Origin of the sequence: Stenotrophomonas sp. STK17_22, from assembly GCF_051983905.1 — a bacterium.
Lineage (GTDB): Bacteria > Pseudomonadota > Gammaproteobacteria > Xanthomonadales > Xanthomonadaceae > Stenotrophomonas > Stenotrophomonas maltophilia_A.
Window position 1 is genome coordinate 278,482 of the sequence record NZ_CP197010.1, and the last position, 22,647, is coordinate 301,128.

Consider the following 22,647-nt stretch of genomic DNA (forward strand, 5'->3'; position numbering starts at 1 on the left):
CAGACGGGAGGTGGCTCGTGGCGGCGAAGTACTGCGATCTGGTCATGAAAGGCGGCATCACCAGCGGCATCGTGTACCCCAATGCGGTACTGGCGCTGGCGCGCGAGTATCGCTTCAAGAGCATCGGCGGCACCTCGGCCGGCGCCATTGCCGCAGCGGTGGCGGCCGCGGCGGCGTGCGGTGATCGTCGCCAGCAGGCCGGCGAGCACCTGCCCGGCGATGCCGGCTACGGCGGGCTGTCGGCGGTGTCGGCGCAGCTGTCGCGGCGCGGCTTCATCTACAGCCTGTTCCAGCCGGCACGGGGCGCGCGCGCCGCCTATCGGTTGCTGGTGGTGCTGACCGGCAATGCCGGCCTGCCACACAAGCTGCTGTGCCTGGCCATCGCGGTGTTCGAGATTGCGCCACTGGAGGTGCTGGTGTCGCTGGCGTTGCTGCTCGGCCTGGGCTGGTGGGGCGGCGGTTGGAGCGGTGTGGCCGCCACGCTGCTGCCATCACTGCTGTGCGCGTATGGTGCCGGCGTGGCCGGTGCCGCGCTGCGGGTAGCGCGGGTGGCGCGCCGTAACCTGCTGGGCCTGTGCAGCGGCCTCGGCCGCGATGCACGCACGCCGGCGTTGACCGAGTGGCTGCATGAATGCCTGCAGCAGCTGTCCGGCAAGCCGCTGGATGCACCGCTCACGTTCGCCGACCTGCACGATGCGCCGCGCTATGCCGGCGAGCCGGACAGCCCGCATGCGATCAGCCTGCAGATGATCACCACCTGTGTGTCGCACAACGAGCCGCGCACGCTGCCGCTGGGCGGCGCGCAGTTCTGGTTCCTGCGCGAGGAGTTCGAGCAGCTGTTTCCGGCCAGCGTGGTGCAGTGGCTGGTGACGCAGGCCGGCCCGCCACTGGAGGTGGAAGGGCGCCGGTACTACCACCTGCCGCAGGGCCCGAAGCTGCCGGTGCTGGTGGCCACGCGCATGAGCCTGAGCTTCCCGCTGCTGATCAGCGCGGTGCCGTTGCATGAGCCCTCACGCCGCGAGCGTCGCTGTGAACCGACCGCACCTGCGGCCGACCAGGAGCACAACGTCGCCGACAGCATGGAAGGGCTGACCAGTGCCGGGCAGACCTGCGGACCGGTGATCACCGCGTTCCGCATCTGCTGGTTCTCCGATGGTGGCATCAGCAGCAACTTCCCGATCCACCTGTTCGATGCCGCGTTGCCGCGCTGGCCAACCTTCGCCATCAATCTGGTCTACCCGCAGCACGCCGAAGACGTGAGCCACGGCAGCAGTGGCCGTCAGGCGCTGGAACACGCCGTGTTCCTGCCCACCGAGAACCGCCACGGCTGGCAGCGTACCTACCAGTCGATCGCTACGCCGCTGGCGGCCGCAGAACTGGGCCGTTTCCTGTTCGCGGTGGTGGCGACCATGCAGAACTGGCGCGACCTGCTGCAGGCGCGCGCACCGGGCTACCGCGATCGCATCGTGCACGTCAGCCTGCAGGGCGACGAAGGCGGCATGAACCTGGACATGCCACAGGAGGTGCTGACCCGCATCGCCGACAAGGGCAGCCTGACCGGTGCGCGCTTCTGTTCGTTCTCGTTCGAGAACCACTATTGGATCCGCTGGCGCAACCTGGCCTCGGCCTACCAGCGCTACACGCTGGAAGTGGCGCGCACCGACGACCCGGCGCAGCAGGTACTGGCCTACCGCGCGGCGTACTCGATGGTTGCCAGTGGCCAGCCGGCGCCACCGTCGTACAAGCTGGGCTCGGAAGACAAGCGGCTGGCATCGCAGCAGTTGTGGGGGCTGATGGTCGAGCAGGGACGTACCTGGGAGGACCTCGGCCCGGACCTCACCGACGGCGCACCGCGCCCGCTGCCGCAGATGAAGGTGACGCCGATCTATTGATCGCGATGGATACAATCGCGGCTCCCCATTGCAAGGAATGCCCCATGTCCCCTCGCCAGAAGCTGCTGGACGTGCTTGAACGCCTCGATCAACGCGATCCGGAGCACCTGCCGGTGGTGCCGCTGGCCGCGTATTTCGAAGGCAACGATTTCGAGGAGTGCATCGCACCGAACCAGTGGGGCTATGGGCGCCCACCGATTGCCGAGGTATACGCACGCTTGGTTGCGATTGCGGCAAAGCCTGAAGTGGAAGGTGTCTACGTGGGCCTGCACCAAGACTGGGGCAGTGCATTGGAAGACGACAGCGAATGGCCAGCTGCAGAGAACGTGCACGTCTTGACCAGCGCCGATGCCGCAACCGTGGAAGGCTGGCTGCAGGGCCTGGAATGCGACGGCGTCGGCGAAGGCTGGCCGTACGGGCAACACATCGACGCGCCTGCGCCCTCCACAGGTCACCGCGTGTTGACCGTGTTCTGGGACTAGTAGAGCCACGCCACGCGTGGATGCACTTCGCGCACGGCAAGGTTGTGCCAACCAAGGTTGGCACCTACCAAATCGGTTGTCCGGACCCGCCCCGCCAACCCATGGAATGCCAGCTGTTGCTTTTGAGGTTGCCGGCCAGCGGCCGGCACTACCGCAGGTGCAGGGCGCAGCCCTGCCGAACCAACCCTACCGCCCCGGCAACTGCGCGAACGCGCGCTGCATGCAGTCCTCACGCGGACACACCCGGCACCCCGGTCCGATCGACACCGAATTACCCGGACTCTGCACATCCAGCCCCAGTGAATACACCAGCCGCTCGGCGTGCTGCAGATCGCAGCCCAGCGCCACCGCGAACGTCTTGCGCGGCTGGCCATGGCCGACCGGACCACTGCTGACCTGCCGCGCCAGCCAGAAATGACGACGCCCATCGGGCATGCGCGCGGTCTGCGTAAGGATGCGCCCCGGCTGGTTGAACGCCTCGTAGACGATCCACAGCGGGCACGACCCTCCCACCTGCGAGAAATGGAAATCGGTGGCCGAATGGCGTTTGGACACGTTGCCGGCACGGTCCACGCGGATGAAGAAGAACGGCAGGCCGGGCGCGCTGCGCCGCGCCAACGTGCTCAGCCGATGACAGACCGCTTCAAAGCCCACGCCGAACTGGTGCGCCAGCAGCTCGATGTCGTAACTGCTGGCCTCGGCCGCACGCAGGAAACGCATGTACGGCATCACCAACGCACCGGCGAAGTAATTCGACAAGCCAATCCGCGCCTGCGCGATGCGTGCCTCATCGGTAAAGCCAGCGCGCGCCACTACCGCATCGATCTGCGGCAGGTAGCCGTGAAGGGCCAGCTCGGCCGCCATCTGGAACGCCTGCTGGCCGGGCTCAAGGTAATCGGGCAGCCACAGCCGCCGCGCACCGGCATCGTATTGCCGTTTCTCGCGCCCGGCCTGCAGTGCGGCCACTTCCACCAGCACACCATGGCGGTCGGCCAGCAGCTGGCGCAGCCGCGGTGCCACATGCCCGGGCGACAGCCCCCATTCGGCGAACAGCTGCTCGGCCAGCTCGTCCAGTTCGGGGATGTGGTTGTGCATGCGGTTGAAGAACTCGCGCACCTGGTCACCGGCGGGCAGGGTGCTGCCGGCACCGGGCTCGCCCAGCTGGAACTCCAGCGCGGCGGCATGCTCGCGCAGCGCCAGGTGGCGGCGGTGCAGGTCCAGCAGCGCGCGGCTGACCTGCGGCAGGTTGCCAGCCAGGGCGCGCAGCTCGGTCGCGCTGACTTCGGCCAAGCCGAGGTCGCGCAGGGTCTCGCCCAGCGCTTCCTGCAGGGCAGCGGGCTCATCTTCGTCGAACAGTGAGGAAACATCGCCCAGTACCTCGCCCAGCTTCTTCTGCACGGCCGGGGTGAGTGGGCGCTTGTTGCGCTCGATCTGGTTCAGGTAACTGGCCGACAGGCCCAAGGCGCGGGCCAGGTCCACTTGGCTGTAGCCGCGCTGCTCGCGCAGCCGTAGCAAGCGCAGGCCAAGCTGCCGCTGGGTGGCTGAATAATTCACAGAATTAACATGAATCGTCTGGCGTGTTGGCCAGATTAAGCGGATTCAGCCCGGAAATCGAGGTGGGTGCTGTGAATAATGCCAAGCATCTTTCGCACCCTGTGGGATTGTCGTCATGACTGTTGCAGCGCCCCGTATCCGCATGCTGATCGATGGCCAGTTCGTTGAATCGGCCACCTCCCACTGGCAGGACGTGATCAATCCGGCCACCCAGGACGTGCTGGCCAAGGTGCCGTTCGCCACCACCGGCGAAGTGGACGCCGCCGTCGCCGCCGCCAAGGAAGCCTTCAAGACCTGGCGCAAGACCCCGATCGGCACCCGTGCGCGCATCTTCCTGAAGTACCAGCAGCTGATCCGCGAAAACATGAGCGAGCTGGCCCACATCCTTACCGCCGAACAGGGCAAGACCCTGCCGGACGCCGAAGGCGATGTGTTCCGCGGCCTGGAAGTGGTCGAGCACGCCGCCGCCATCGGCAACCTGCAGCTGGGCGAGCTGGCCAACAACGTGGCCAATGGCGTGGATACCTATACGATCATGCAGCCGCTGGGCGTGTGCGCCGGCATCACCCCGTTCAACTTCCCGGCGATGATCCCGCTGTGGATGTTCCCGATGGCGATTGCAACGGGCAACACCTTCATCCTCAAGCCGTCCGAGCAGGACCCGATGGTCACCATGCGCCTGGTCGAGCTTGCGCTGGAAGCAGGCATTCCGAAGGGCGTGCTGAACGTCGTCCACGGCGGCGAGGAAGTGGTCAACGCGATCTGCGACCACCCGGACATCAAGGCCGTGTCGTTCGTCGGTTCCACCCGCGTCGGCACCCACGTCTACAACCGTGCCTCGCTGGCCGGCAAGCGCGTGCAGTGCATGATGGGCGCCAAGAACCACGCCGTGGTGCTGCCGGACGCCAACAAGGAACAGACCCTCAACGCGATGGTCGGTGCCGCCTTTGGTGCCGCGGGCCAGCGCTGCATGGCCGCCTCCACCCTGGTGCTGGTCGGTGAAGCACGCAACTGGGTGCAGGACCTGGTCACCAAGGCCAAGACCTTGAAGGTCAGCGGCGGCACCGTCGCCGGCACCGATGTGGGCCCGGTCATTTCCTGCAGCGCCCGCGAGCGCGTGGAAGGCCTGATCGCATCGGGTGTGGAGCAGGGCGCCAAGCTGGTGCTGGATGGCCGCAAGCCGCAGGTCGATGGTTTCGAGAAGGGCAACTTCGTTGGCCCGACCATCTTTGCCGGTGTCACCACCGACATGCGCATCTACCAGGAAGAAATCTTCGGGCCGGTGCTGGTCATCCTCGAAGCGGAGACGCTGGAAGAGGCCATCGCGATGGTCAACAGCAACCCGAACGGCAACGGCACCGCACTGTTCACCCAGTCCGGCGCCGCCGCGCGCAAGTTCCAGGAAGACATCGACGTCGGCCAGGTCGGCATCAACGTGCCGATTCCGGTGCCGGTGCCGCTGTTCTCGTTCACCGGTTCGCGCGCCTCCAAGCTGGGCGACCTGGGCCCGTACGGCAAGCAGGTGGTGCTGTTCTACACCCAGACCAAGACGGTCACCGCGCGCTGGTTCGATGACGAGACGCTCAGCCATGGCGTCAACACCACGATCAGCCTGAAGTAACGGCAGGAGCAGCCATGAGCCACTCGATGACGACGGAACTGGAAGAAGCGCAGCAGGCGTACCGCGAGGCGGCGCGCGACTTCGCACAGGCCGAACTGGCGCCGCACGCCGCGCGATGGGATGCGGAGGGCATCTTTCCGCGCGAGGCGATCGCCAAGGCCGGTGAACTGGGTTTCTGCGGCCTGTACATGGACCCGGAAGTGGGCGGCAGCGGCCTGAGCCGACTGGACGCCGCCGTCGTCATCGAGGAGCTCGCCAACGTCGATCCGTCGACCGCGGCGTACATCAGCATCCATAACATGGCCTCGTGGATGGTGTCCAAGTGGGGCCAGCCGGCGCTGCGCGATGCGTGGGGCACCGATCTGTCTTCGGGCAACAAGCTGGCCTCGTACTGCCTGACCGAACCCGGTGCCGGTTCCGATGCGGCGTCGTTGAAGACCACCGCCGTGCGCGATGGTGACTTCTATGTGCTGAACGGCTCGAAGGCCTTCATTTCCGGCGCCGGTGCCACCGAGCTGCTGGTGGTGATGGCGCGTACCGGTGGTGCCGGTGCCGGTGGTGTCAGCGCCATTGCGGTGCCGGCCGACCTGCCGGGCATCAGCTTCGGCCGCAAGGAAGAGAAGATGGGCTGGAACAGCCAGCCCACCCGTGGCATCACCTTCGAAAACGTCCGCGTGCCGGTCAGCCACCTTCTGGGCGAGGAAGGCGGCGGCTTCAAGCTGGCGATGAAGGGGCTGGACGGCGGCCGCATCAACATCGCCGCCTGTTCGCTGGGTGCCGCGCAGGGCGCGCTGGATGCCGCGCGCCGCTACATGGGCGAGCGCCGCCAGTTCGGCAAGGCGCTGGCCGAGTTCCAGGCGCTGCAGTTCAAGCTGGCCGACATGGTCACCCAGCTGGTGGCTGCACGGCAGATGGTGCACACCGCCGCGCGCAAGCTCGATGCCGGTGCCAGCGATGCCAACGTCTGGTGCGCGATGGCCAAGCGCTTCGCCACCGATGCCGGTTTCAACGTCTGCAACGAAGCACTGCAGATCCACGGTGGCTACGGCTACATCCGCGAATACCCGATCGAGCGCCTGCTGCGTGACTGCCGCGTGCACCAGATCCTGGAAGGCACCAACGAGATCATGCGGGTGATCGTTGCCCGTCACCTGCTCAACACCGAAGAGGAACTGCGATGAAGGATTGGCGTACCCAGGAGCACGTGGGCCTGAAGGTGGAGGTGGATGGCCACACCGCCGTGGTCACCCTGAACAACCCGCCGGCGCATACCTGGACCGTGCACAGCCTGTCGGCGCTGCGTGATCTGGTCGGCGCGCTCAACGCAGACCGCGACATCTACGCGCTGGTGATCACCGGTGGCGGCGAGAAGTTCTTCTCCGCCGGTGCCGATCTCAACCAGTTCGCCTCCGGCGACAAGGCCGCTGCACGTGAAGCCGCGCGCCGCTTCGGTGAAGCCTTCGAAGCGCTGTCCGGTTTCCGTGGCGTGTCGATCGCCGCGATCAACGGCTACGCCATGGGCGGTGGCCTGGAATGCGCGCTGGCCTGTGACCTGCGCATCATCGAAGACCACGCCCAGGTCGCGCTGCCGGAGGCCACCGTCGGCCTGCTGCCGTGCGCCGGTGGCACCCAGAACCTGCCGCGCCTGGTCGGCGAGGGCTGGGCCAAGCGCATGATCCTGCTGGGCGAGCGCATCAACGCCGACACCGCACTGCGCATTGGCCTGGCCGAAGAAAAGGTCGGCAAGGGCGAAGCCAAGGCGCTGGCGCTGGAATGGGCGAAGAAGGCCGGCAAGCAGAGCCCGACCAGCATCGCCGCCTGCAAGACCCTGGTGCAGGCCACCCGCACCGGCACCCACGCTTCGGCGCTGGTGGCCGAACGCGAAGCCTTCGTCGATCTGTTCGACACCGCCGACCAGGTCGAGGGCGTGACCGCCTTCCTGGAAAAGCGCGCCGCGCAGTGGAAGAACGCATGAGCACCGACACCGCTGCCGACGACGCACCGGTGCTGTTCGAAGAGCGCGTGGCTGGCAACGGCACGCGCATCGGCATCGCCACGCTCAATGCGCCGCGTACGCTCAACGGTTTCTCGCTGCCGATGGCACACCTGCTGCTGAAGCAGTTGAATGCCTGGGCCGACGACGATGGCATCGCCATGGTGGTGCTGCAGGGCGCCGGCGAAAAGGCGTTCTGCGCCGGCGGCGACCTGCACAGCCTGTACAAGAGCATGGTCGCCTTCCGCGAGGCCGGCCGCAGCGACATCCGCGAGAACGATTACGCAGCCGAGTTCTTCGACGTCGAATACCGCGTCGATTACCTCATCCACAACTATGCCAAGCCGATCCTGTGCTGGGGCCATGGCATCGTGATGGGCGGTGGCATCGGCCTGATGTCCGGTGCCAGCCACCGCGTGGTCAGCGAGCGCTCCAAGCTGGCCTTCCCGGAAATCACCGTCGGTCTGTTCCCGGATGTGGGGGGCAGCTGGCTGCTGCCGCGTGTACCCGGCAAGGGCGGCCTGTTCCTGGCGCTGACCGGCGCGCTGCTCAATCCGGGCGACGCCATCTACGCCGGCCTGGCCGACGTGCACGTGGCCGAAGAACGCCGCAGCGCAGTGTTCGATGCGCTGCTGCAGGTCGCGTGGTCCAGCGATGCCGCACACAACCACGAACGGCTCAGCCATCTGCTGCAGTCGCATGCCAGCGATGCTGCCACCGGCCCGCTGCTGGCCAATGCGGCGCAGGTTGATGCGTTGTGCGAAGGCGATGACCTGCAGGCCATCATTGCGCGCATCGCCGGTCTGCAGACCGACGATGCCTGGTTGCAGGCCGCACAGAAGACCCTCGCCGCCGGTGCACCCGGTTCGGCACGGTTGTCGTACGAGCTGCAGCGCCGCAGTGCCGGCCAGGACCTGGCCGCGATCTACCGCCTGGAGTACATCGTCGCCCTGCATTGCGCCGCCCACGGTGATTTCGCTGAAGGCATCCGCGCGCTGCTGATCGACAAGGACCGCAATCCGCAGTGGAACCCGGCCACCCTGGCCGAGGCCACCGGCGCGTGGGCCGACACCTTCTTCGCTTCCCCCTGGGCCGATGCCGCGCATCCGCTGGCCGACCTGGGCACTCCCCTTGTTGAAAGGAGCCTTGCATGAGCCGCATTGCATTCATCGGGTTGGGCAACATGGGTGGCCCGATGGCCGCCAATCTGGTCAAGAACGGCCATACCGTGCGCGTGTTCGATCTGGTCCCGGCCGCGGTGCAGGCCGCCGTCGATGCTGGCGCCAGCGCGGCCGCATCGGCGCGCGAAACCCTGGCCGATGCCGAGGTGGTGATCTCGATGCTGCCGGCCAGCCGCCACGTCGAAGGCGTGTACCTGGGCGACGACGGCATCCTCGCCGCGATCCCGGCCCGTGCGCTGGTCATCGACTGCAGCACGATCGCCCCGGCCAGCGCCCGCAAGGTCTCCGAAGCCGCTGCCGCACGTGGCCTGCAGATGATCGACGCGCCGGTATCCGGCGGTACCGCCGGTGCCCAGGCCGGCACCCTGACCTTCATCGTCGGTGGCGAGGAGGATGCGCTGGAGCGCGCCCGCCCGGTGCTGCAGGCGATGGGCAAGAACATCTTCCATGTGGGCGCCAGTGGTGCCGGCCAAGTGGCCAAGCTGTGCAACAACATGGCGCTGGGCGTGATCATGGCGGTCACCGGCGAAGCCATCGCCCTCGGCGTGGCGCACGGGCTGGATCCGAAGGTGCTGTCGCAGATGATGGCCGTCAGCACCGGCCGCAGCTGGGCCACCGAAGTGTGCAATCCGTGGCCGGGCGTGCTGGAAAACGCCCCGGCCTCGCGCGGCTACAGCGGCGGCTTCGGCAGCGATCTGATGCTGAAGGACATGGGCCTGGCGGTGGAAGCGGCGATGAGTGTCGGCGCTTCGATTCCGCTGGGCGAAGTGGCCCGCAACCTGTACTCGATGAACCACCAGGCTGGCCGCGGCAAGCTGGATTTCTCCAGCGTCGTGCAGCTCATCACGAGCGAGAAGTGACCTGGTAGTGCCGGCCGCTGGCCGGCAACCTCATGCCCCCGTGCGGGACAACGAAGGTGGGATGGGCGGATGTTCGGTTTCGACCGGCATCCGCCCATTTTTTTCTGCAGTGGTAGTGCCGGCCGCTGGCCGGCATCACCGCATCAGGCAACGATCAGCGTCACGTCGATGTTGCCGCGGGTGGCGTTGGAGTACGGGCACACGATGTGTGCCTTCTGCACCAGTTCTTCCAGCTGCTCGCGCGGCACGGCAGGAGCGCTGATGGTCAGCTCGGCTTCGATGCCGAAACCGGTCGGGATCTGGCCGATGCCGACCTTGCCGGTCACGGTGGTGTCGGCCGGCAGCGCGACCTTGGCCTGGCCGGCCACGAACTTCAGCGCGCCCAGGAAGCAAGCCGAGTAGCCGGCCGCGAACAGCTGTTCCGGGTTGGTGCCCGGGCCGCCAGCGCCGCCCAGCTCGCGCGGGGTCGACAGCTGGATATCCAGCACGTTGTCGGAGGAGACGGAACGGCCTTCACGGCCGCCGGTGGAGGTGGCCTGGGCGGTGTACAGAACCTTTTCGATGGACATCGGGATGCTCCTGGTCGGTGGGTGGGTGTTGCGATGGAGCCTACTTTGCCCGGTTTCCGCGTACGTTGGGTTGCAATGCGTACGAAAAACTTGATTGATCGTCCTGTCAGCCTAGATCGTCCATTCGCGGTCGGTGGTGAACATGATGGTCAGCCAGCGGTCCGGCGAGGCTTCGCCCAGTGCATCGCCGATCTCGTCGCGCAGCTGGTCCCATTCCACCAGGGGCCGCGGCGGGTCGTTTTCCGGTACCACGAAGAACAGCTCGATCTGCTCGCCACGCCCCACCTGGGCCACGTAGCTGCGGTGCTCGACGAAGCCGTGCTTGGCCACGATCCCGCGTGCCACTGCATCCACATGGGCTTGCAGTTCCGGCGGGGTGACCAGCAGGATGCCGGCCAGCGCCCGCCTCACTGTGCCGAGCGGGGCGATCATCACCAGCACGCAGACGAAGGCGAGGATGGCCGGGTCGATGTACGGCCCGACCCACGCCAGCGACGTGCCCTGCACCAGTACGCCGCCGAGGAAAGCCAGCAGGTAGCAGGCCGACATGCTGGCCGCGATCACCCAGTTCTTCGCGTCCAATGCGATGAACTCCGAGCCGATGCGGCGGTTGGCGCGCAGGATGAACCAGGCCAGCGCGCCTTCGCCCACGATCGACAGCCCGGCGAAGGCAATGGCCGGGCCGAGGGCGATGTGGCGGCCCCCGGACATCAACGCGTCCACCGCATTGACCAGCGCATACAGCGCCGCACCGATCATCAGTGTGCCGCTCACCCCCAGCACGATCGGCTCCAGGTGCCAGAAGCCCATGGTGAAGCGCTGGTTGAGACGCGATTGCAGCGCATCGGTCTGTGTGGACAGCGCGATCAGCCGCGCCACCAGCAGCGACAGCCAGGTCATCACCACGTCGATCAGGCCGTAGATGCCGTCGAAGATGATCAGCGAGGAATTGGCCAGCAGGCCGAACACCACTGCGGCGGCGGCCAGCAGCAGCGAGGCGGCGATCGACAGGCGCAGCACGCCCTGTTCGGTGGCGGGGTCGAAGAACTGCGGGCGGTTGGCGGCCATGGTTCAATTGTAGAGCGGAGCCAGGCTCCGCTGCCTTTCGCTGCCTTCGCCGGCCAACCGCTCTACCCCCGTAGGGCCGCTTCCCGTAGACTGCGCGCCTCCCACGTACCGACGTCCGCCTGCAGTGATCACGCCACCCTGACCCTTGCCGCACATCGGCAGCCGGCCCGCCCGGCTCAGGAACCCGTGTCTTTCCACTGCAGCGCCATGCGGCTACGCCCGCCTGCGCGCGGAGCTTTCCCATGCAAACGTCCTACCCCCTGCGCCAGCAATGGCTCGGCAACATCCGTGGCGACCTGCTGTCCGGCATCGTCGTCGCCCTGGCCCTGATTCCCGAGGCCATCGCGTTCTCGCTCATCGCCGGCGTCGACCCCAAGGTCGGCCTGTATGCCGCGTTCTCGATTGCCGTCATCACTGCCATCGCTGGCGGCCGCCCTGGCATGATCTCCGCCGCCACCGGTGCAATGGCGCTGGTGATGGTCGATCTGGTCAAGGACCACGGCCTGCAGTACCTGTTCGCTGCCAGCATCCTGGCCGGCCTGCTGCAGGTGCTGGCCGGCGTGTTCAAGCTCGGCTCGTTGATGCGCTTCGTCTCGCGCTCGGTCATCACCGGCTTCGTCAACGCGCTGGCGATCCTGATCTTCCTGGCACAGATGCCCGAGCTAATCGGTCGCGGGCCTACGGTCTATGTGCTGTGCGCCGCCGCGCTGGCGATCATCTACCTGCTGCCACGCATTACCCACGCCGTGCCATCACCGCTGGTGGCCATTGTGGTGCTGACCGCCGTGGTGATCGGCTTCGGCGTTGACGTACGCAGCGTCGGTGACATGGGCCAGTTGCCTGACAGCCTGCCGCATTTCCTCATTCCCGATGTGCCGCTCACCTGGGAAACGCTGCGCATCCTGCTGCCGGTGTCGGCCACGCTGGCCGTGGTCGGCCTGCTCGAATCGATGATGACCCTGCAGATCGTCGAGGACATCACCGAGACGCCCAGCGAGCGCAACCGCGAATGTGTCGGCCAGGGCGTGGCGAACACGGTCACCGGCTTCCTCGGTGGCATGGCCGGTTGCGCGATGATCGGCCAGTCGGTGATCAACGTGACCTCCGGTGGCCGCGGCCGCCTGTCCTGCCTGGTGGCTGGCGTGTTCCTGCTGGTGCTGGTGGTGTACGGCAGCGATCTGGTACGGCAGATCCCAATGGCGGCGCTGGTGGCGGTGATGATCATGGTCAGCATCGGCACCTTCAGCTGGCGCTCGCTGCGCGACCTGCGCACGCATCCGCGCAGTTCCTCTGCGGTGATGCTGGTGACCGTGGTGGTCACCGTGGCTACCCACGATCTGGCCAAGGGCGTGCTCAGCGGCGTGCTGCTGTCGGCCCTGTTCTTCGCGCGCAAGGTTGGCCGCATGCTGGACGTGCAGCGCGACGATGCCGATGACATGCAGGTCTATCGCGTGCGCGGGCAGGTGTTCTTTGCCTCAGCCGGCCAGCTTGGCGCAGCCTTTGACTACCATCACGTGGCACCGAAGGTGCAGATCGATCTGCGCGATGCCCACCTGTGGGATCTGACTGCCGTGGCCGCGCTGGAGCGGGCGCAGGAAAAGCTGGCCGCGCACGGTGCGGAGGTGACGGTGGTGGGGCTCAATGCGGCCAGCCAGACCCTCATTGAGCAGGTGGGTGGCAAAGGCGCTGCTGGCAGCGCGCATTGACGCTATCGGCTCTCGTGGAGCAACTGCAACGCCATGGCCGCTGTTGCGGTTGCTGCATCTTCAGCCTGTGAACCCCACCCAAGGTGGAAGAATCGCCGCGATCGTGCTCCGTTGTGATCCTCACGACGGAGTACTTCTGCCGGAATGGATTCGCTCTTCAACAACGCCACCACGCTGCTGACCTTTCTGCTGCCGGGCTTCCTGGCAGCCTGGGTGTTCTACGGGCTGACTTCACACCCCAAGCCACCGCAGTTCGAAAGGACCGTGGAAGCGCTGGTGTTCACCTTCGCCGTCCAGGTGCTGGTGAAGTTCACCGAACTGATGCTCCTGCTGGCTGGTCGCTGCTTTGTGCTGGGTACATGGACCGAGTCCAGCAGCCTGCTATGGGGTTTTGTCCTCGCCGCACTGCTGGGGGCAGGATTGGCCCTCGCTGCGAACAAGGACTTCTTCCATGGGGTTCTCCGCCGCGCAGGCTTCACCACGCGTACGTCCCACCCGAGCGAGTGGTACTGCGTGCTGGGTACGCGTCCTGCCTTCGTGGTGCTGCAATTGAAGGATGGCCGTCGATTGACCGGCTACCCCAAGGAGTGGCCGATCAGCCCCGCTGCGGGACAGTTCTACATGCAGATGCCGGCCTGGCTGGTGGATGCGGATCCACCCGATGAAGGTGCCGATCCAGCAGCGGATCCCGTGGCCAGCCCCGCCGTGGTCGAGCTTCCGCAGCTCGATGGCATACTGATTCACGCAGTGGATGTGCAGTGGGTCGAGATTCTCCAGGAGACAGACGATGGCTAAGTTGAGGAAGGGTTCCAACCCACCACTGGACCAGTTGGTCGTATCCATGGAGAACGCGAACCCCAAGCTCCCCGAGGGCAGGAAGCGTCCGCCGCCACCGCCCAGCCCGCCCCGGCCGCCAGCCGGAGCCGGGCCCAACCGGCGCTCGCAGCGCGGCTGACCGGGCGCATTCAGCCGCCCGGTGTAAACTATTGATCTCACTGGCAATGCCAGTCTCCACGATCAATGCCCCGATGACGTCCGCCACCGCCCGTTACGCCGATTCCCTGCGCCTGTCCGTTGCCCCGATGATGGACTGGACGGACCGCCATTGCCGCGTGTTCCATCGCGTGCTGGCGCCGGGCGCGCGCCTGTACACGGAAATGGTGCACGCCAACGCGGTCATCCACGGCGACCGCGAGCGCCTGCTCGGCTTCGACCGCAGCGAGCAGCCGCTGGCGCTGCAGCTGGGTGGCAGTGATCCGGTGCTGCTGGCGCAGGCCGCGCGCATCGCCGCCGAGTGGGGCTATGACGAGGTCAACCTCAACTGCGGCTGCCCGTCCGACCGCGTGCAGGCCGGGCGTTTTGGCGCCTGCCTGATGCGCGAGCCGGCGCTGGTGGCCGAATGCGTTGCGGCCATGGTCGATGCGGTTGATATCCCGGTGACGGTGAAGTGCCGCCTGGGCGTGGACGAGGACAACGACTACGACGTGTTTGCCAGCTTCGTCGACCGCCAGGTCGCCGCCGGTGCGGCGATGGTGGTGGTGCACGCGCGCAACGCGTGGCTGAAGGGCCTGTCGCCGAAGGAGAACCGCGAGGTTCCCCCGCTCAAATACGACTGGGCCTACCGCCTGAAGCAGGAGCGCCCGGCACTGCCGGTGGTGATCAACGGCGGCCTGGCCAGCATCGAGGCGGTGCAGGCGCAGGCCGCGCACGTCGATGGCGTGATGCTGGGCCGCGCGGCCTACCACGACCCCTACCTGCTGCATCAGCTGGAGGCGCTGCACACCGGCGCCCCGCTGCAGGCCCGTGGCGACCTGCTGCGCGCGATGCGCCCCTACATCGAGGCGCAGCTGGGCGAAGGCCTGGCGCTGAAGCACATCACCCGCCACCTGCTCGGCCTGTTCCACGGCCAACCCGGTGGGCGCGCATTCCGCCAGGTGCTGAGCGAGGGCGCACACCGCCCCGGCGCCGGCTGGAGCCTGATCGAACAGGCCTTGGCGGTCACCGACCGCGAAGCTGATCGCGCCGCAGCGTGACCGCAGTCACATTCCTGACTTGACAAGGGACGGCGATTCGTCCCGAATGTTCACTTAGCTGAACGACTCGGGCGCAGGGCCGGAAAAGTTCAGACCGGATTCACCGCTGTAAACCAAGAATTTGCAAAAGATTTGTAAAACGCTGGGTTTCGAACCCGGCGCCGGATTTACGACTTTTGAACGAATCGCCGTGCTCGGCTAGGATCGCATCGATGTCTTCCGCTCCCTTCCATCGCCGCATTGCCCTGGCCACCTGCGTGGTCCTGTCGGCTGTGCCGCTGTCTTCGGCGCTGGCGCAACAGCCGCCGCGCGGCGACCAGGGGCGGGCGGAGATGATGGAGCGGGGCGACCGCGGCAACCGTGGCGACGAGCGTTCGCTGTCCGATGCCGTGCGCCGCGTGCAGCGCACCACCGGCGGCCACATCCTCGGCGCCGAGCGCGTGCCGTTCGATGGTCGTGATATCAACCGGGTGAAGTACATGGACGATCGGGGCCGGGTCCGCTACATGGACGACCCCGCGCCGTCGCGTTCACAGCCGCGCACGCCGCGGTCGGATATGTCATCACTACGCGGCGATAACCCCTGAACAGGGATAGTTGTCGCTATCAACCCGTACCCCACAGGCCTCCGGGCCATACCCAGGACACTAGGGAGAGTTCATGCGTATCCTTCTGGTCGAAGACGAAGCCCCGCTGCGTGAGACCCTGGCAGCCCGGCTCAAGCGCGAAGGCTTTGCCGTCGATGCTGCGCAGGACGGCGAGGAAGGCCTCTACATGGGGCGCGAAGTCCCGTTCGATGTCGGCATCATCGACCTCGGCCTGCCCAAGATGTCGGGCATGGAGCTGATCAAGGCCCTGCGTGACGAAGGCAAGAAGTTCCCGGTGCTGATCCTGACCGCGCGTTCGAGCTGGCAGGACAAGGTCGAGGGCCTGAAGCAGGGCGCCGACGACTACCTGGTCAAGCCGTTCCACGTCGAAGAACTGCTGGCCCGCGTCAACGCGCTGCTGCGCCGCGCCGCTGGCTGGAGCAAGCCGACCCTGGAATGCGGCCCGGTTGCCCTGGACCTGGCTGCCCAGACCGTCAGCGTGGCTGGCAGCAATGTCGACCTCACCAGCTACGAGTACAAGGTGCTGGAGTACCTGATGATGCATGCCGGTGAACTGGTCTCCAAGGCCGACCTCACCGAGCACATCTACCAGCAGGACTTCGACCGCGACTCGAACGTGCTGGAAGTGTTCATCGGCCGCCTGCGCAAGAAGCTGGACCCGGATGGCGAACTGAAGCCGATCGAGACCGTGCGCGGTCGCGGCTACCGTTTCGCGATCCCGCGCAACGAGGGCTGAGCCGGCTCACCCTGGCGATAACACGATGTCCGGCCGTCTGTGGTTCTTCCGACGCTGGCGGCCGCGCTCACTGCAGGCGCGCCAGATGTTCGCCGCGTCCGTGGGTCTGGTCGCGTTCCTGGCGCTGGCCGGTTACGCGCTCGACGCCGCCTTCGCCGATACGGCGAAGGCGAACCTGCGTGAGCGCCTGAAGAACTACGCCACCGCCTATGCGGCCGGCATCGACTTCACCCGCGACCGCTCGCTGTACATCCGCGAGCAGCCGCCAGATTCGCGCTTCGACGTGCCCGGCAGCGGCCTGTACCTGCAGGTGGTGATGCCGCACGGCAAGGGCAATTCGATGTCCGCCGAAGGCCCGATGCTGCCCACCGTCGGCGGCGGCCTGCTGGCACCTCGCCAGGAAGTGTTCGAAGGCCCGCTGCCGATGATCCAGATCGACGGCAGCCAAGGCTCGGTGTACCGCTATGGCCTGGGCCTGGTGTGGGATGCCGACGCCGACCCCGCCACCGAATTCCCGTACACCATCTACGTGATGGAAGACTCGCGCGCGCTGGGTGCACAGCTGCGGGTGTTCCGCAGCCGGGTCTGGTTCTACCTCGGTGGCATCGGCCTGATCCTGCTGCTGCTGCAGACCGTCATCCTGCAGTGGAGCCTGCGGCCCCTGCGTCGCGTGATTACCGAGCTGACCAAGGTGCAGCGCGGCGAAACCGAGCGCATGAGCGAGCGCCACCCGCGCGAGCTGGAACCGCTGACCGACAGCATCAACGCCTTCATTGAAAGCGAGCGCGAGAACCTCGAGCGTCAGCGCAATACCTTGGCCGATCTGGCGCACAGCCTGAAGACACCGATCGCAGTGCTGCGCACGCAGATGGACAGCGGCGCGGGCGATGGCGCGCTGCGCGAGGAGCTGGACGTGCAGCTGCAGCGCATGAACAACCTGGTCTCCTACCAGCTGGCACGTGCTGCGTCGTCGGGCCACAAGCTGTTCTCCGCGCCGCTGCCGATCGAATCCAACGCCGAGGAAATCGTGCGTGGCCTGGAAAAGGTCTATGCCTCGAAGGGCGTGCTGTGCGAATTCGATATCGACCCGGCTGCGCGCTTCCACGGCGAACCGGGTGACCTGCAGGAACTGCTGGGCAACCTGCTGGAGAATGCCTTCAAGTGGGCCAACCGCCGCGTGCTGCTGACCGCACAGCCGCTGCCGGCACCGAACGCGCGCCGCGCGGGCCTGCTGCTTGCGGTGGACGACGATGGCCCCGGCATCGCCCCGGACGACATCGGCAAGGTGCTGCAGCGTGGCGTGCGTGGCGACGAGCGCGTGCAGGGCCACGGCATCGGCCTGTCGATCGTGCAGGACCTGATCAAGGATTATCGCGGTGAACTGGCTGTGGGCCGCTCTGAGGAGCTGGGCGGCGCCCGCTTCGAAGTGCGCCTGCCGCCGGGGCCGTAATCCGTGCGCTCCCGTCCGCCTGGCATCGCCTGGCGCAACAACGCGTGGTGTTCCGGTAGTGCCGGCCGCTGGCCGGCAACCTCATGAACTTCGGTGGCATTGCCAAGGTGCCGGCCAGCGGCCGGCACTACCGTGTTTCGATCGCCGGCGGCTCGCCATAGAACCGCCGCAGCTGCGCAGCGACGTCCGGCAACGCCTGCTGCAGCAGATCCGGCGCGGAGAAGTGGTACTCGCTGGTCACCGCGAAGAATTCTTCCGGTGCCTCGGCCGCATACGGATCGATCAGCGTTTCTTCGCCCGCATCGACCTGGGCACAGAAGGCGTCGTAGGCGCGCTGGAACGTGGCCGCCCACTCGCGCTGCCATGCGCGCGGCAGCGGCGGCGTGCCGTCCATCGCACCATCCAGTGCATCCAGCTTGTGCACCATCTCGTGCACCGCCACGCAGTAGCCCTCGTGCGGCGCCGCCAGGTCGGCCTGCACATCGGCCCAGGACAGGATCAACGGACCGCTGTCCCACGATTCGCCAATCAGTTCGTCATCCCACTCGTGCAGCACGCCGGCCGCATCCATGTGGCTGCGGTGCACGCGGAACGCATCCGGGTAGACGATCAGCTGCGACCAGCCTTCCAGTCCTACCTCGCCGAATTCCAGCAGCGGCAGGCAGCACAGCGCGGCCAGCAGCACACCATCGCCGGCCTGCAATTGCAGGTCACCAATCGGGGTAATGGTCTTCTCATGCAGGAAGCGCGTGGTCAGCACACGCAGGCGCGTGCGGCGTTCGTCGTCCAGTCCGTGCAGCCACGCCGCGCGGCGGCAGGCGTCATCCCAAAGTGCATCGTCGATCGGCCGCGGCGCAGGCCGCAGCCACTGCAGCAACGACTTGATCAGCGGAACATTCCCGGCAGGTAGCTATGCCACTTCGGCGCGCGGATGCGCGGCAGCATGTCGTCGTCGCTGCCACCGCCACCGGTGGTGGTGCTGGCCGCCGGGCGTACCGGTGCCGCCTTGGTGCTGGCGGCCGATGCGCTGGCGGTGGGCGCGCGCTGTGAGGCGGCATCACCATTGGAGGACACGCACGCCCCACGGCTGTCGTCCAGCGCTGCCGTCGCAGACGCCGCGAAGGGCATCGTCAGCAGGATCAGGCAATGGGCATAACGGCGCATTGACGACATCCACGTTAAGGGAGGGTGAGTTCCCGATTCTAGCCCGAACCCGGCGCCCCGTTGGAAGCCCCCGCGAAACCCCGCGTGGCGGGCGTCGCTGGCGGCTTTCCCGCATAATTCCTTCCTGACTTCGTGGAAGCTGCCGTGGACGATCGCCAATTGCTGGCCAAACTCGCTGCCGGTCGCCTGTCCGGCGACGCCCTGGCCCGTGAGCTGGGTCAGACCCGGGCGGCCATTTGGAAGCGTATTCAAGGACTTAGGGCCGCCGGTGTGGACATCGAGGGCCGTGCTGGCGAAGGCTATGGCGTGACCCGCCCGGTCGACTTGCTGGACCCGGATGCGATCCGCGCCGGCTTGCCTGCCGACGTCCAGGCCCTGCTGGACGACCTGCAGGTGGCGTGGACAGTGGACTCGACCAATGCCGAATTGCTGCGTTGCAGCGCGCCCCAGCGCGGGGTGAGCGTCCTGCTGGCCGAGCGCCAGACCGGCGGCCGCGGCCGTCGCGGCCGTACGTGGGCGTCGCCGCTGGCCGCGCATATCTACCTGTCGGTGCTGCGGCTGTTTTCCGGTGGCCTCGGTCGCTTGGCCGGGCTGAGCCTGGTGGCCGGCATCGCCGTGGCCGAAGCGCTGCACGACCTGGGCTACACCCAGGCGCAGCTGAAGTGGCCGAATGACCTGATCGTCGATGGCAAGCGCAAACTGGTCGGCCTGCTCGCAGAAGGCGGTGGCGAATACGCCGGCCCGGCACGCGCGGTGATCGGCATCGGCATCAACACGCACATGCCGCCGTCGTTCGCCGAACAGATCACCCAGCCGTGGGTGGACCTGGACACGCTGGCCGGCAAGCCGGTGGACCGCAACGTAGTGGTCGCCGCGGTCCTGACGCGCCTGCTGCCGGCGCTGGAAGAATTCGATCGCGAAGGACTGGCCCCGTTCCTGCCGCGCTACGCCGCGTTCGACATGCTGGCCGGCCGCGAAGTGCGCGTGGAACTGGACGGGCAGTGGCAGCACGGCACCGCACTTGGCCTGGCTGACGACGGCGCGCTGCGCGTGCGCATCGATGGCCAGGAACGCCTGCTGCACGCCGGCGAAGTCAGCGTGAGGGCGGCATGAGCGATTGGTTGTTCGACCTCGGCAACTCGCGCTTCAAGTTCGCGCCGTTGCAGGGTGACCGCGCCGGCGACGTACAGGCCTGGGCGCACGGCGCCGAAGGCATGGCCGGACAGCCGCCGCACAGCCTGCCCAGCGGCACCACCGCGTTCGTGGCCAGCGTGGCCGCACCGTCGCTGACCAGCGCCATGCTGGACCAGCTGCAGCGCCGCTTCGAACACGTGCATGTGGTGCGCACCAGCGCCGAATGCGCGGGCGTGTGCATTGCCTATGCCAAGCCGGAAAAGTTCGGTGTCGACCGCTTCCTGGCCCTGCTGGCTGCGGCCAAGGCGCAGCGCCCGGTGCTGGTGGTCGGCGTGGGCACCGCACTGACGATTGACCTGCTCGACGCCGATGGCCAGCACCACGGTGGCCGCATTTCCGCATCGCCTACCACCATGCGCGAAGCACTGCACGCGCGTGCCGTGCAGCTGCCGGCGACCGGCGGCGACTACAGCGAGTTCGCCAACGACACCGCCGACGCGCTGGCTTCCGGCTGCGATGGCGCTGCGGTGGCGCTGATTGAACGCAGCGCACAGCACGCGCACACGCTGCTGGGCGTGGCACCGTCGCTGCTGGTGCACGGTGGCGGCGCAGCGGCGCTGATGCCGTTGCTGCCCGCTGCCGATTACCACCCCTCGCTGGTGCTGGATGGCCTCGCCCGCTGGGCGGTGCACCAGCCCGCGCGCTAGTATCCGCGCATGCTGACCCGTGCCCTGATCGTCGTACTGGCCATTCTCAATCTCGGCGTCGCCTGCTGGTGGCTGCTGCGCGATGCGCCGCAGAAGCCTGCGCCTGCGCCGCAACCGGCTGGCGTCGCCGAGCTGCGCTGGGTGCCCGGTGGCGCGGATGCCAATGCCGCAGCCGAGGCCACCGCCGCCGCCCCGACCGCACCGCTGATGGAGCGCGAACCGGCCGCGAAGACCGCAGTGGCTGCGACGCCTGCACCCGCGCCGGCAAAGCCGGAGATCGCCAAGCCGCAGGTGGCTGAGGCTGCGCCGGTTGCTGCCGCTGCCAAGCCGGTAACACCGCCTGTACCCGTTCCGGCAGCGGAAAAGCCCGTAACCCCGCCCGAGGCCGCCGAGCCGCCGCGCTGCGTCGCGCTGGGCCCGTTCGCCGACCGCGCCGCCGCGAGCAGCGCGCAGGGCAAGGCCGGCACGCTGCTCAGCCAGGTGCGCCTGCGCGAACAGCCCGCTGCCAGCGGCAGTGCCCGTTACCGGGTGATGCTGCCGGCCGCGGCCAACCGCGACGAAGCGCAGGCCACGGTGAAGCGCATCGTCGCCGCCGGCCTGAGCGACTACTACATCATCAGCCAGGGCGAGGAAGCCAACGCCGTGGCGCTGGGCCAGTACCGCAACCGCGAAGGCGCCGAACGGCGCATGGCGGCGGTGCAGGCCGCCGGCTTCCAGCCGCGCCTGGTCGCCAGCGGCGACGCCGGCCAATGGTGGCTGGAAGGGCAGCTGGCGGCGGGCACGCAGCCGGCCCAGGCCCAGCAGCGCAGCGGGGCGGCACAGAGCCGGTCGCTGGAATGCACGCGGTTGCGCTAGAATCCCCGGACCGCGGCGCTGCCGCCGGTGCACCACCCATGCCGCTTTAGCTCAGTTGGTAGAGCAACTGTCTTGTAAACAGTAGGTCATCCGTTCGATTCGGATAAGCGGCACCATCTTCGATCCCTTGGCATCCGCACATGTCTACGGGGAACAATCAACCCGCTGCAATGGCGGGTTTTTTTGTGCGTTGCCGTTCTGGAAAGAATGTGGGTCTGCAGGCGTGTTCAACGCGACCTCGTAAGACCCCTTCTGAGTTGGTTGCAACGCTGGAGCATACGTTCGCCAGACTGTTCATTCATTCGAATGCGGCCATCGACGAGAAGGGGATAGGTCTCGAGACGGACACGATAGGCTGCTTGCGAAGACAGCTGCACTGCAGCGTCGTCCGTGCCGATGGCGGCTCCAGGCAGCGAATCCTCTCGAACAACGCCATTTACCTGAAGCTGTGCGCAGAGCCCGGCGTAGTAGGCGATGCGTTCATCAAGCGCCTGAGGGTGCCTTGTGGCATGACCCAGCGCATGGAATGTCTCGTGTGCGACCAGATCGACAAGGTTTGCAACTGTCCGTCCGCGGTCGTCATGTATCGAAGCCGCAAGTGCCAATGTCTTCCCACCCGAGAACGATCCCAAAGCACGCGACTGTATCGTCGCGGCGGTATCCGTTGGCGCGAGAAGAATCCGGTATCTGTTCGCCTTTGCTTCTATCCATGATTCGGAGAACTTCGCTGCTGCATCAATGCGCGTACAGGTATCGGCAACGTCAATCTGTGATCCTGCAGCCATCAAGAGCAGTATTCCGTGCTGGGTGTTGGTGCAGTGAAACGATTCCAGAGCGGGCAGGTCCTTGTGCCCTGGAACAATGGAGAGAGACCGGAAGTAGCGGAATGGCCCGAGAGGCGTGGACACCAGCTCGGTATAGCCATCCGGAGGGATGCCTTGTGGAAATCCAATCGTTGTGGCGCAGCCTGCCAGGATGGAGGCGGCGAATGCGGCGAGTACGACTCCTTTCATCGCTTCTCCCAAAGGTGCGGG

At 66.9% G+C, this 22,647-nt stretch carries 22 protein-coding genes and 1 tRNA gene; 17 read left to right on the forward strand and 6 right to left on the reverse strand.

Annotated features, from left to right (window positions below; translation table 11 throughout):
• Window positions 1-17 precede the first annotated feature (17 nt).
• Window positions 18-1,892 (forward strand): patatin-like phospholipase family protein, encoded by a 1,875-nt coding sequence (locus ACSYS9_RS01205; protein ID WP_081352359.1) that lies wholly within the window; start codon window positions 18-20, stop codon window positions 1,890-1,892.
• Between the two features lie 44 nt (window positions 1,893-1,936).
• Window positions 1,937-2,374, forward strand: a complete 438-nt coding sequence (locus ACSYS9_RS01210) for a hypothetical protein (protein WP_071229413.1) — start codon at window positions 1,937-1,939, stop codon at window positions 2,372-2,374.
• 186 nt (window positions 2,375-2,560) lie between these two features.
• Here ACSYS9_RS01210 and ACSYS9_RS01215 read toward each other — a convergent pair whose 3' ends face one another.
• The gene (locus tag ACSYS9_RS01215) at window positions 2,561-3,928 is read right to left on the reverse strand and encodes a helix-turn-helix domain-containing protein (RefSeq protein ID WP_012478808.1); all 1,368 of its coding nucleotides are present in this window, start codon (window positions 3,926-3,928) and stop codon (window positions 2,561-2,563) included.
• Between the two features lie 115 nt (window positions 3,929-4,043).
• On the opposite strand from ACSYS9_RS01215, the gene ACSYS9_RS01220 reads away from it, so the two are divergent.
• From ACSYS9_RS01220 to mmsB, 5 genes are read left to right on the forward strand one after another with little or no spacing between them, the layout of a single operon-like run.
• A complete protein-coding gene (locus ACSYS9_RS01220; RefSeq protein ID WP_049399840.1) occupies window positions 4,044-5,549 on the forward strand; it encodes a CoA-acylating methylmalonate-semialdehyde dehydrogenase in 1,506 nt (501 codons plus the stop codon).
• 14 nt (window positions 5,550-5,563) lie between these two features.
• The gene (locus ACSYS9_RS01225; RefSeq protein ID WP_071229412.1) at window positions 5,564-6,730 is read left to right on the forward strand and encodes an acyl-CoA dehydrogenase family protein; all 1,167 of its coding nucleotides are present in this window, start codon (window positions 5,564-5,566) and stop codon (window positions 6,728-6,730) included.
• Window positions 6,727-7,524 carry an enoyl-CoA hydratase gene (locus tag ACSYS9_RS01230; protein WP_049421467.1) on the forward strand — a complete coding sequence of 266 codons (798 nt, stop codon included), beginning with the start codon at window positions 6,727-6,729 and terminating at the stop codon, window positions 7,522-7,524. The genes ACSYS9_RS01225 and ACSYS9_RS01230 overlap by 4 nt, the downstream gene beginning before the upstream one ends.
• Window positions 7,521-8,696 carry an enoyl-CoA hydratase/isomerase family protein gene (locus ACSYS9_RS01235; protein ID WP_071229411.1) on the forward strand — a complete coding sequence of 392 codons (1,176 nt, stop codon included), beginning with the start codon at window positions 7,521-7,523 and terminating at the stop codon, window positions 8,694-8,696. The genes ACSYS9_RS01230 and ACSYS9_RS01235 overlap by 4 nt, the downstream gene beginning before the upstream one ends.
• Entirely contained in the window at window positions 8,693-9,583 is an 891-nt protein-coding gene (mmsB, locus tag ACSYS9_RS01240) for a 3-hydroxyisobutyrate dehydrogenase (RefSeq protein ID WP_071229410.1), read from the forward strand. The genes ACSYS9_RS01235 and mmsB overlap by 4 nt, the downstream gene beginning before the upstream one ends.
• A 143-nt stretch (window positions 9,584-9,726) precedes the next feature.
• Here mmsB and ACSYS9_RS01245 read toward each other — a convergent pair whose 3' ends face one another.
• Together ACSYS9_RS01245 and ACSYS9_RS01250 are read right to left on the reverse strand one after the other, a co-directional pair.
• On the reverse strand, window positions 9,727-10,152 hold the full coding sequence (locus tag ACSYS9_RS01245; RefSeq protein WP_071229409.1) for an organic hydroperoxide resistance protein: 426 nt from the start codon (window positions 10,150-10,152) through the stop codon (window positions 9,727-9,729).
• A 111-nt stretch (window positions 10,153-10,263) separates the two neighbouring features.
• Entirely contained in the window at window positions 10,264-11,220 is a 957-nt protein-coding gene (locus ACSYS9_RS01250) for a cation diffusion facilitator family transporter (RefSeq protein WP_032128195.1), read from the reverse strand.
• Window positions 11,221-11,462: 242 nt separating this feature from the next.
• Between ACSYS9_RS01250 and ACSYS9_RS01255 the strand changes: the two genes are divergently transcribed.
• The 6 genes from ACSYS9_RS01255 (at window position 11,463) to ACSYS9_RS01280 (ending at window position 17,753) form a co-directional block, all read left to right on the forward strand.
• Complete coding sequence (locus ACSYS9_RS01255) at window positions 11,463-12,926, forward strand: SulP family inorganic anion transporter (protein ID WP_071229408.1); 1,464 nt, start codon at window positions 11,463-11,465, stop codon at window positions 12,924-12,926.
• A gap of 144 nt (window positions 12,927-13,070) precedes the next feature.
• Window positions 13,071-13,721 (forward strand): DUF6338 family protein, encoded by a 651-nt coding sequence (locus ACSYS9_RS01260; RefSeq protein ID WP_071229407.1) that lies wholly within the window; start codon window positions 13,071-13,073, stop codon window positions 13,719-13,721.
• Window positions 13,722-13,927: 206 nt separating this feature from the next.
• On the forward strand, window positions 13,928-14,959 hold the full coding sequence (gene dusA / locus ACSYS9_RS01265; protein WP_071229406.1) for a tRNA dihydrouridine(20/20a) synthase DusA: 1,032 nt from the start codon (window positions 13,928-13,930) through the stop codon (window positions 14,957-14,959).
• Window positions 14,960-15,171: 212 nt separating this feature from the next.
• Window positions 15,172-15,546, forward strand: coding sequence for a hypothetical protein (locus ACSYS9_RS01270; protein WP_071229405.1), 375 nt, complete (start codon window positions 15,172-15,174; stop codon window positions 15,544-15,546).
• Between the two features lie 73 nt (window positions 15,547-15,619).
• Window positions 15,620-16,303, forward strand: coding sequence for a response regulator transcription factor (locus ACSYS9_RS01275; RefSeq protein WP_004136763.1), 684 nt, complete (start codon window positions 15,620-15,622; stop codon window positions 16,301-16,303).
• A 25-nt stretch (window positions 16,304-16,328) separates the two neighbouring features.
• Window positions 16,329-17,753 carry an ATP-binding protein gene (locus tag ACSYS9_RS01280; protein WP_071229404.1) on the forward strand — a complete coding sequence of 475 codons (1,425 nt, stop codon included), beginning with the start codon at window positions 16,329-16,331 and terminating at the stop codon, window positions 17,751-17,753.
• A gap of 127 nt (window positions 17,754-17,880) precedes the next feature.
• Here ACSYS9_RS01280 and ACSYS9_RS01285 read toward each other — a convergent pair whose 3' ends face one another.
• Window positions 17,881-18,630, reverse strand: coding sequence for a zinc-dependent peptidase (locus ACSYS9_RS01285; protein WP_071229403.1), 750 nt, complete (start codon window positions 18,628-18,630; stop codon window positions 17,881-17,883).
• Between the two features lie 8 nt (window positions 18,631-18,638).
• Complete coding sequence (locus ACSYS9_RS01290; protein ID WP_010486993.1) at window positions 18,639-18,917, reverse strand: hypothetical protein; 279 nt, start codon at window positions 18,915-18,917, stop codon at window positions 18,639-18,641.
• Between the two features lie 144 nt (window positions 18,918-19,061).
• Here ACSYS9_RS01290 and birA point away from each other — a divergent pair, with 144 nt between their 5' ends.
• The 4 genes from birA (at window position 19,062) to ACSYS9_RS01310 (ending at window position 21,729) form a co-directional block, all read left to right on the forward strand.
• On the forward strand, window positions 19,062-20,030 hold the full coding sequence (gene birA / locus ACSYS9_RS01295; RefSeq protein WP_071229414.1) for a bifunctional biotin--[acetyl-CoA-carboxylase] ligase/biotin operon repressor BirA: 969 nt from the start codon (window positions 19,062-19,064) through the stop codon (window positions 20,028-20,030).
• A complete protein-coding gene (locus ACSYS9_RS01300) occupies window positions 20,027-20,758 on the forward strand; it encodes a type III pantothenate kinase (protein WP_071229402.1) in 732 nt (243 codons plus the stop codon). Before birA ends, ACSYS9_RS01300 begins: the two co-directional genes overlap by 4 nt.
• A 9-nt stretch (window positions 20,759-20,767) precedes the next feature.
• Complete coding sequence (locus ACSYS9_RS01305; protein WP_071229401.1) at window positions 20,768-21,613, forward strand: SPOR domain-containing protein; 846 nt, start codon at window positions 20,768-20,770, stop codon at window positions 21,611-21,613.
• A 40-nt stretch (window positions 21,614-21,653) separates the two neighbouring features.
• Window positions 21,654-21,729 (forward strand) — tRNA-Thr (locus tag ACSYS9_RS01310).
• A gap of 111 nt (window positions 21,730-21,840) precedes the next feature.
• Here ACSYS9_RS01310 and ACSYS9_RS01315 read toward each other — a convergent pair.
• Entirely contained in the window at window positions 21,841-22,626 is a 786-nt protein-coding gene (locus tag ACSYS9_RS01315; protein WP_143048255.1) for a hypothetical protein, read from the reverse strand.
• Between the last annotated feature and the right edge of the window lie 21 nt (window positions 22,627-22,647).

Excerpts from the sequence above, each read along its gene's own strand:
- ACSYS9_RS01210 (WP_071229413.1), top strand. The coding sequence starts at position 1,937 with ATGTCCCCTCGCCAGAAGCTGCTGGACGTGCTTGAACGCCTCGATCAA.
- ACSYS9_RS01220 (WP_049399840.1), top strand. The coding sequence starts at position 4,044 with ATGACTGTTGCAGCGCCCCGTATCCGCATGCTGATCGATGGCCAGTTC.
- ACSYS9_RS01225 (WP_071229412.1), top strand. The coding sequence starts at position 5,564 with ATGAGCCACTCGATGACGACGGAACTGGAAGAAGCGCAGCAGGCGTAC.
- ACSYS9_RS01230 (WP_049421467.1), top strand. The coding sequence starts at position 6,727 with ATGAAGGATTGGCGTACCCAGGAGCACGTGGGCCTGAAGGTGGAGGTG.
- ACSYS9_RS01235 (WP_071229411.1), top strand. The coding sequence starts at position 7,521 with ATGAGCACCGACACCGCTGCCGACGACGCACCGGTGCTGTTCGAAGAG.
- mmsB (WP_071229410.1), top strand. The coding sequence starts at position 8,693 with ATGAGCCGCATTGCATTCATCGGGTTGGGCAACATGGGTGGCCCGATG.
- ACSYS9_RS01245 (WP_071229409.1), bottom strand. The coding sequence starts at position 10,152 with ATGTCCATCGAAAAGGTTCTGTACACCGCCCAGGCCACCTCCACCGGC.
- ACSYS9_RS01250 (WP_032128195.1), bottom strand. The coding sequence starts at position 11,220 with ATGGCCGCCAACCGCCCGCAGTTCTTCGACCCCGCCACCGAACAGGGC.
- ACSYS9_RS01255 (WP_071229408.1), top strand. The coding sequence starts at position 11,463 with ATGCAAACGTCCTACCCCCTGCGCCAGCAATGGCTCGGCAACATCCGT.
- ACSYS9_RS01260 (WP_071229407.1), top strand. The coding sequence starts at position 13,071 with ATGGATTCGCTCTTCAACAACGCCACCACGCTGCTGACCTTTCTGCTG.
- dusA (WP_071229406.1), top strand. The coding sequence starts at position 13,928 with ATGCCAGTCTCCACGATCAATGCCCCGATGACGTCCGCCACCGCCCGT.
- ACSYS9_RS01270 (WP_071229405.1), top strand. The coding sequence starts at position 15,172 with ATGTCTTCCGCTCCCTTCCATCGCCGCATTGCCCTGGCCACCTGCGTG.
- ACSYS9_RS01275 (WP_004136763.1), top strand. The coding sequence starts at position 15,620 with ATGCGTATCCTTCTGGTCGAAGACGAAGCCCCGCTGCGTGAGACCCTG.
- ACSYS9_RS01280 (WP_071229404.1), top strand. The coding sequence starts at position 16,329 with ATGTCCGGCCGTCTGTGGTTCTTCCGACGCTGGCGGCCGCGCTCACTG.
- ACSYS9_RS01290 (WP_010486993.1), bottom strand. The coding sequence starts at position 18,917 with ATGCGCCGTTATGCCCATTGCCTGATCCTGCTGACGATGCCCTTCGCG.
- ACSYS9_RS01300 (WP_071229402.1), top strand. The coding sequence starts at position 20,027 with ATGAGCGATTGGTTGTTCGACCTCGGCAACTCGCGCTTCAAGTTCGCG.
- ACSYS9_RS01305 (WP_071229401.1), top strand. The coding sequence starts at position 20,768 with ATGCTGACCCGTGCCCTGATCGTCGTACTGGCCATTCTCAATCTCGGC.
- ACSYS9_RS01315 (WP_143048255.1), bottom strand. The coding sequence starts at position 22,626 with ATGAAAGGAGTCGTACTCGCCGCATTCGCCGCCTCCATCCTGGCAGGC.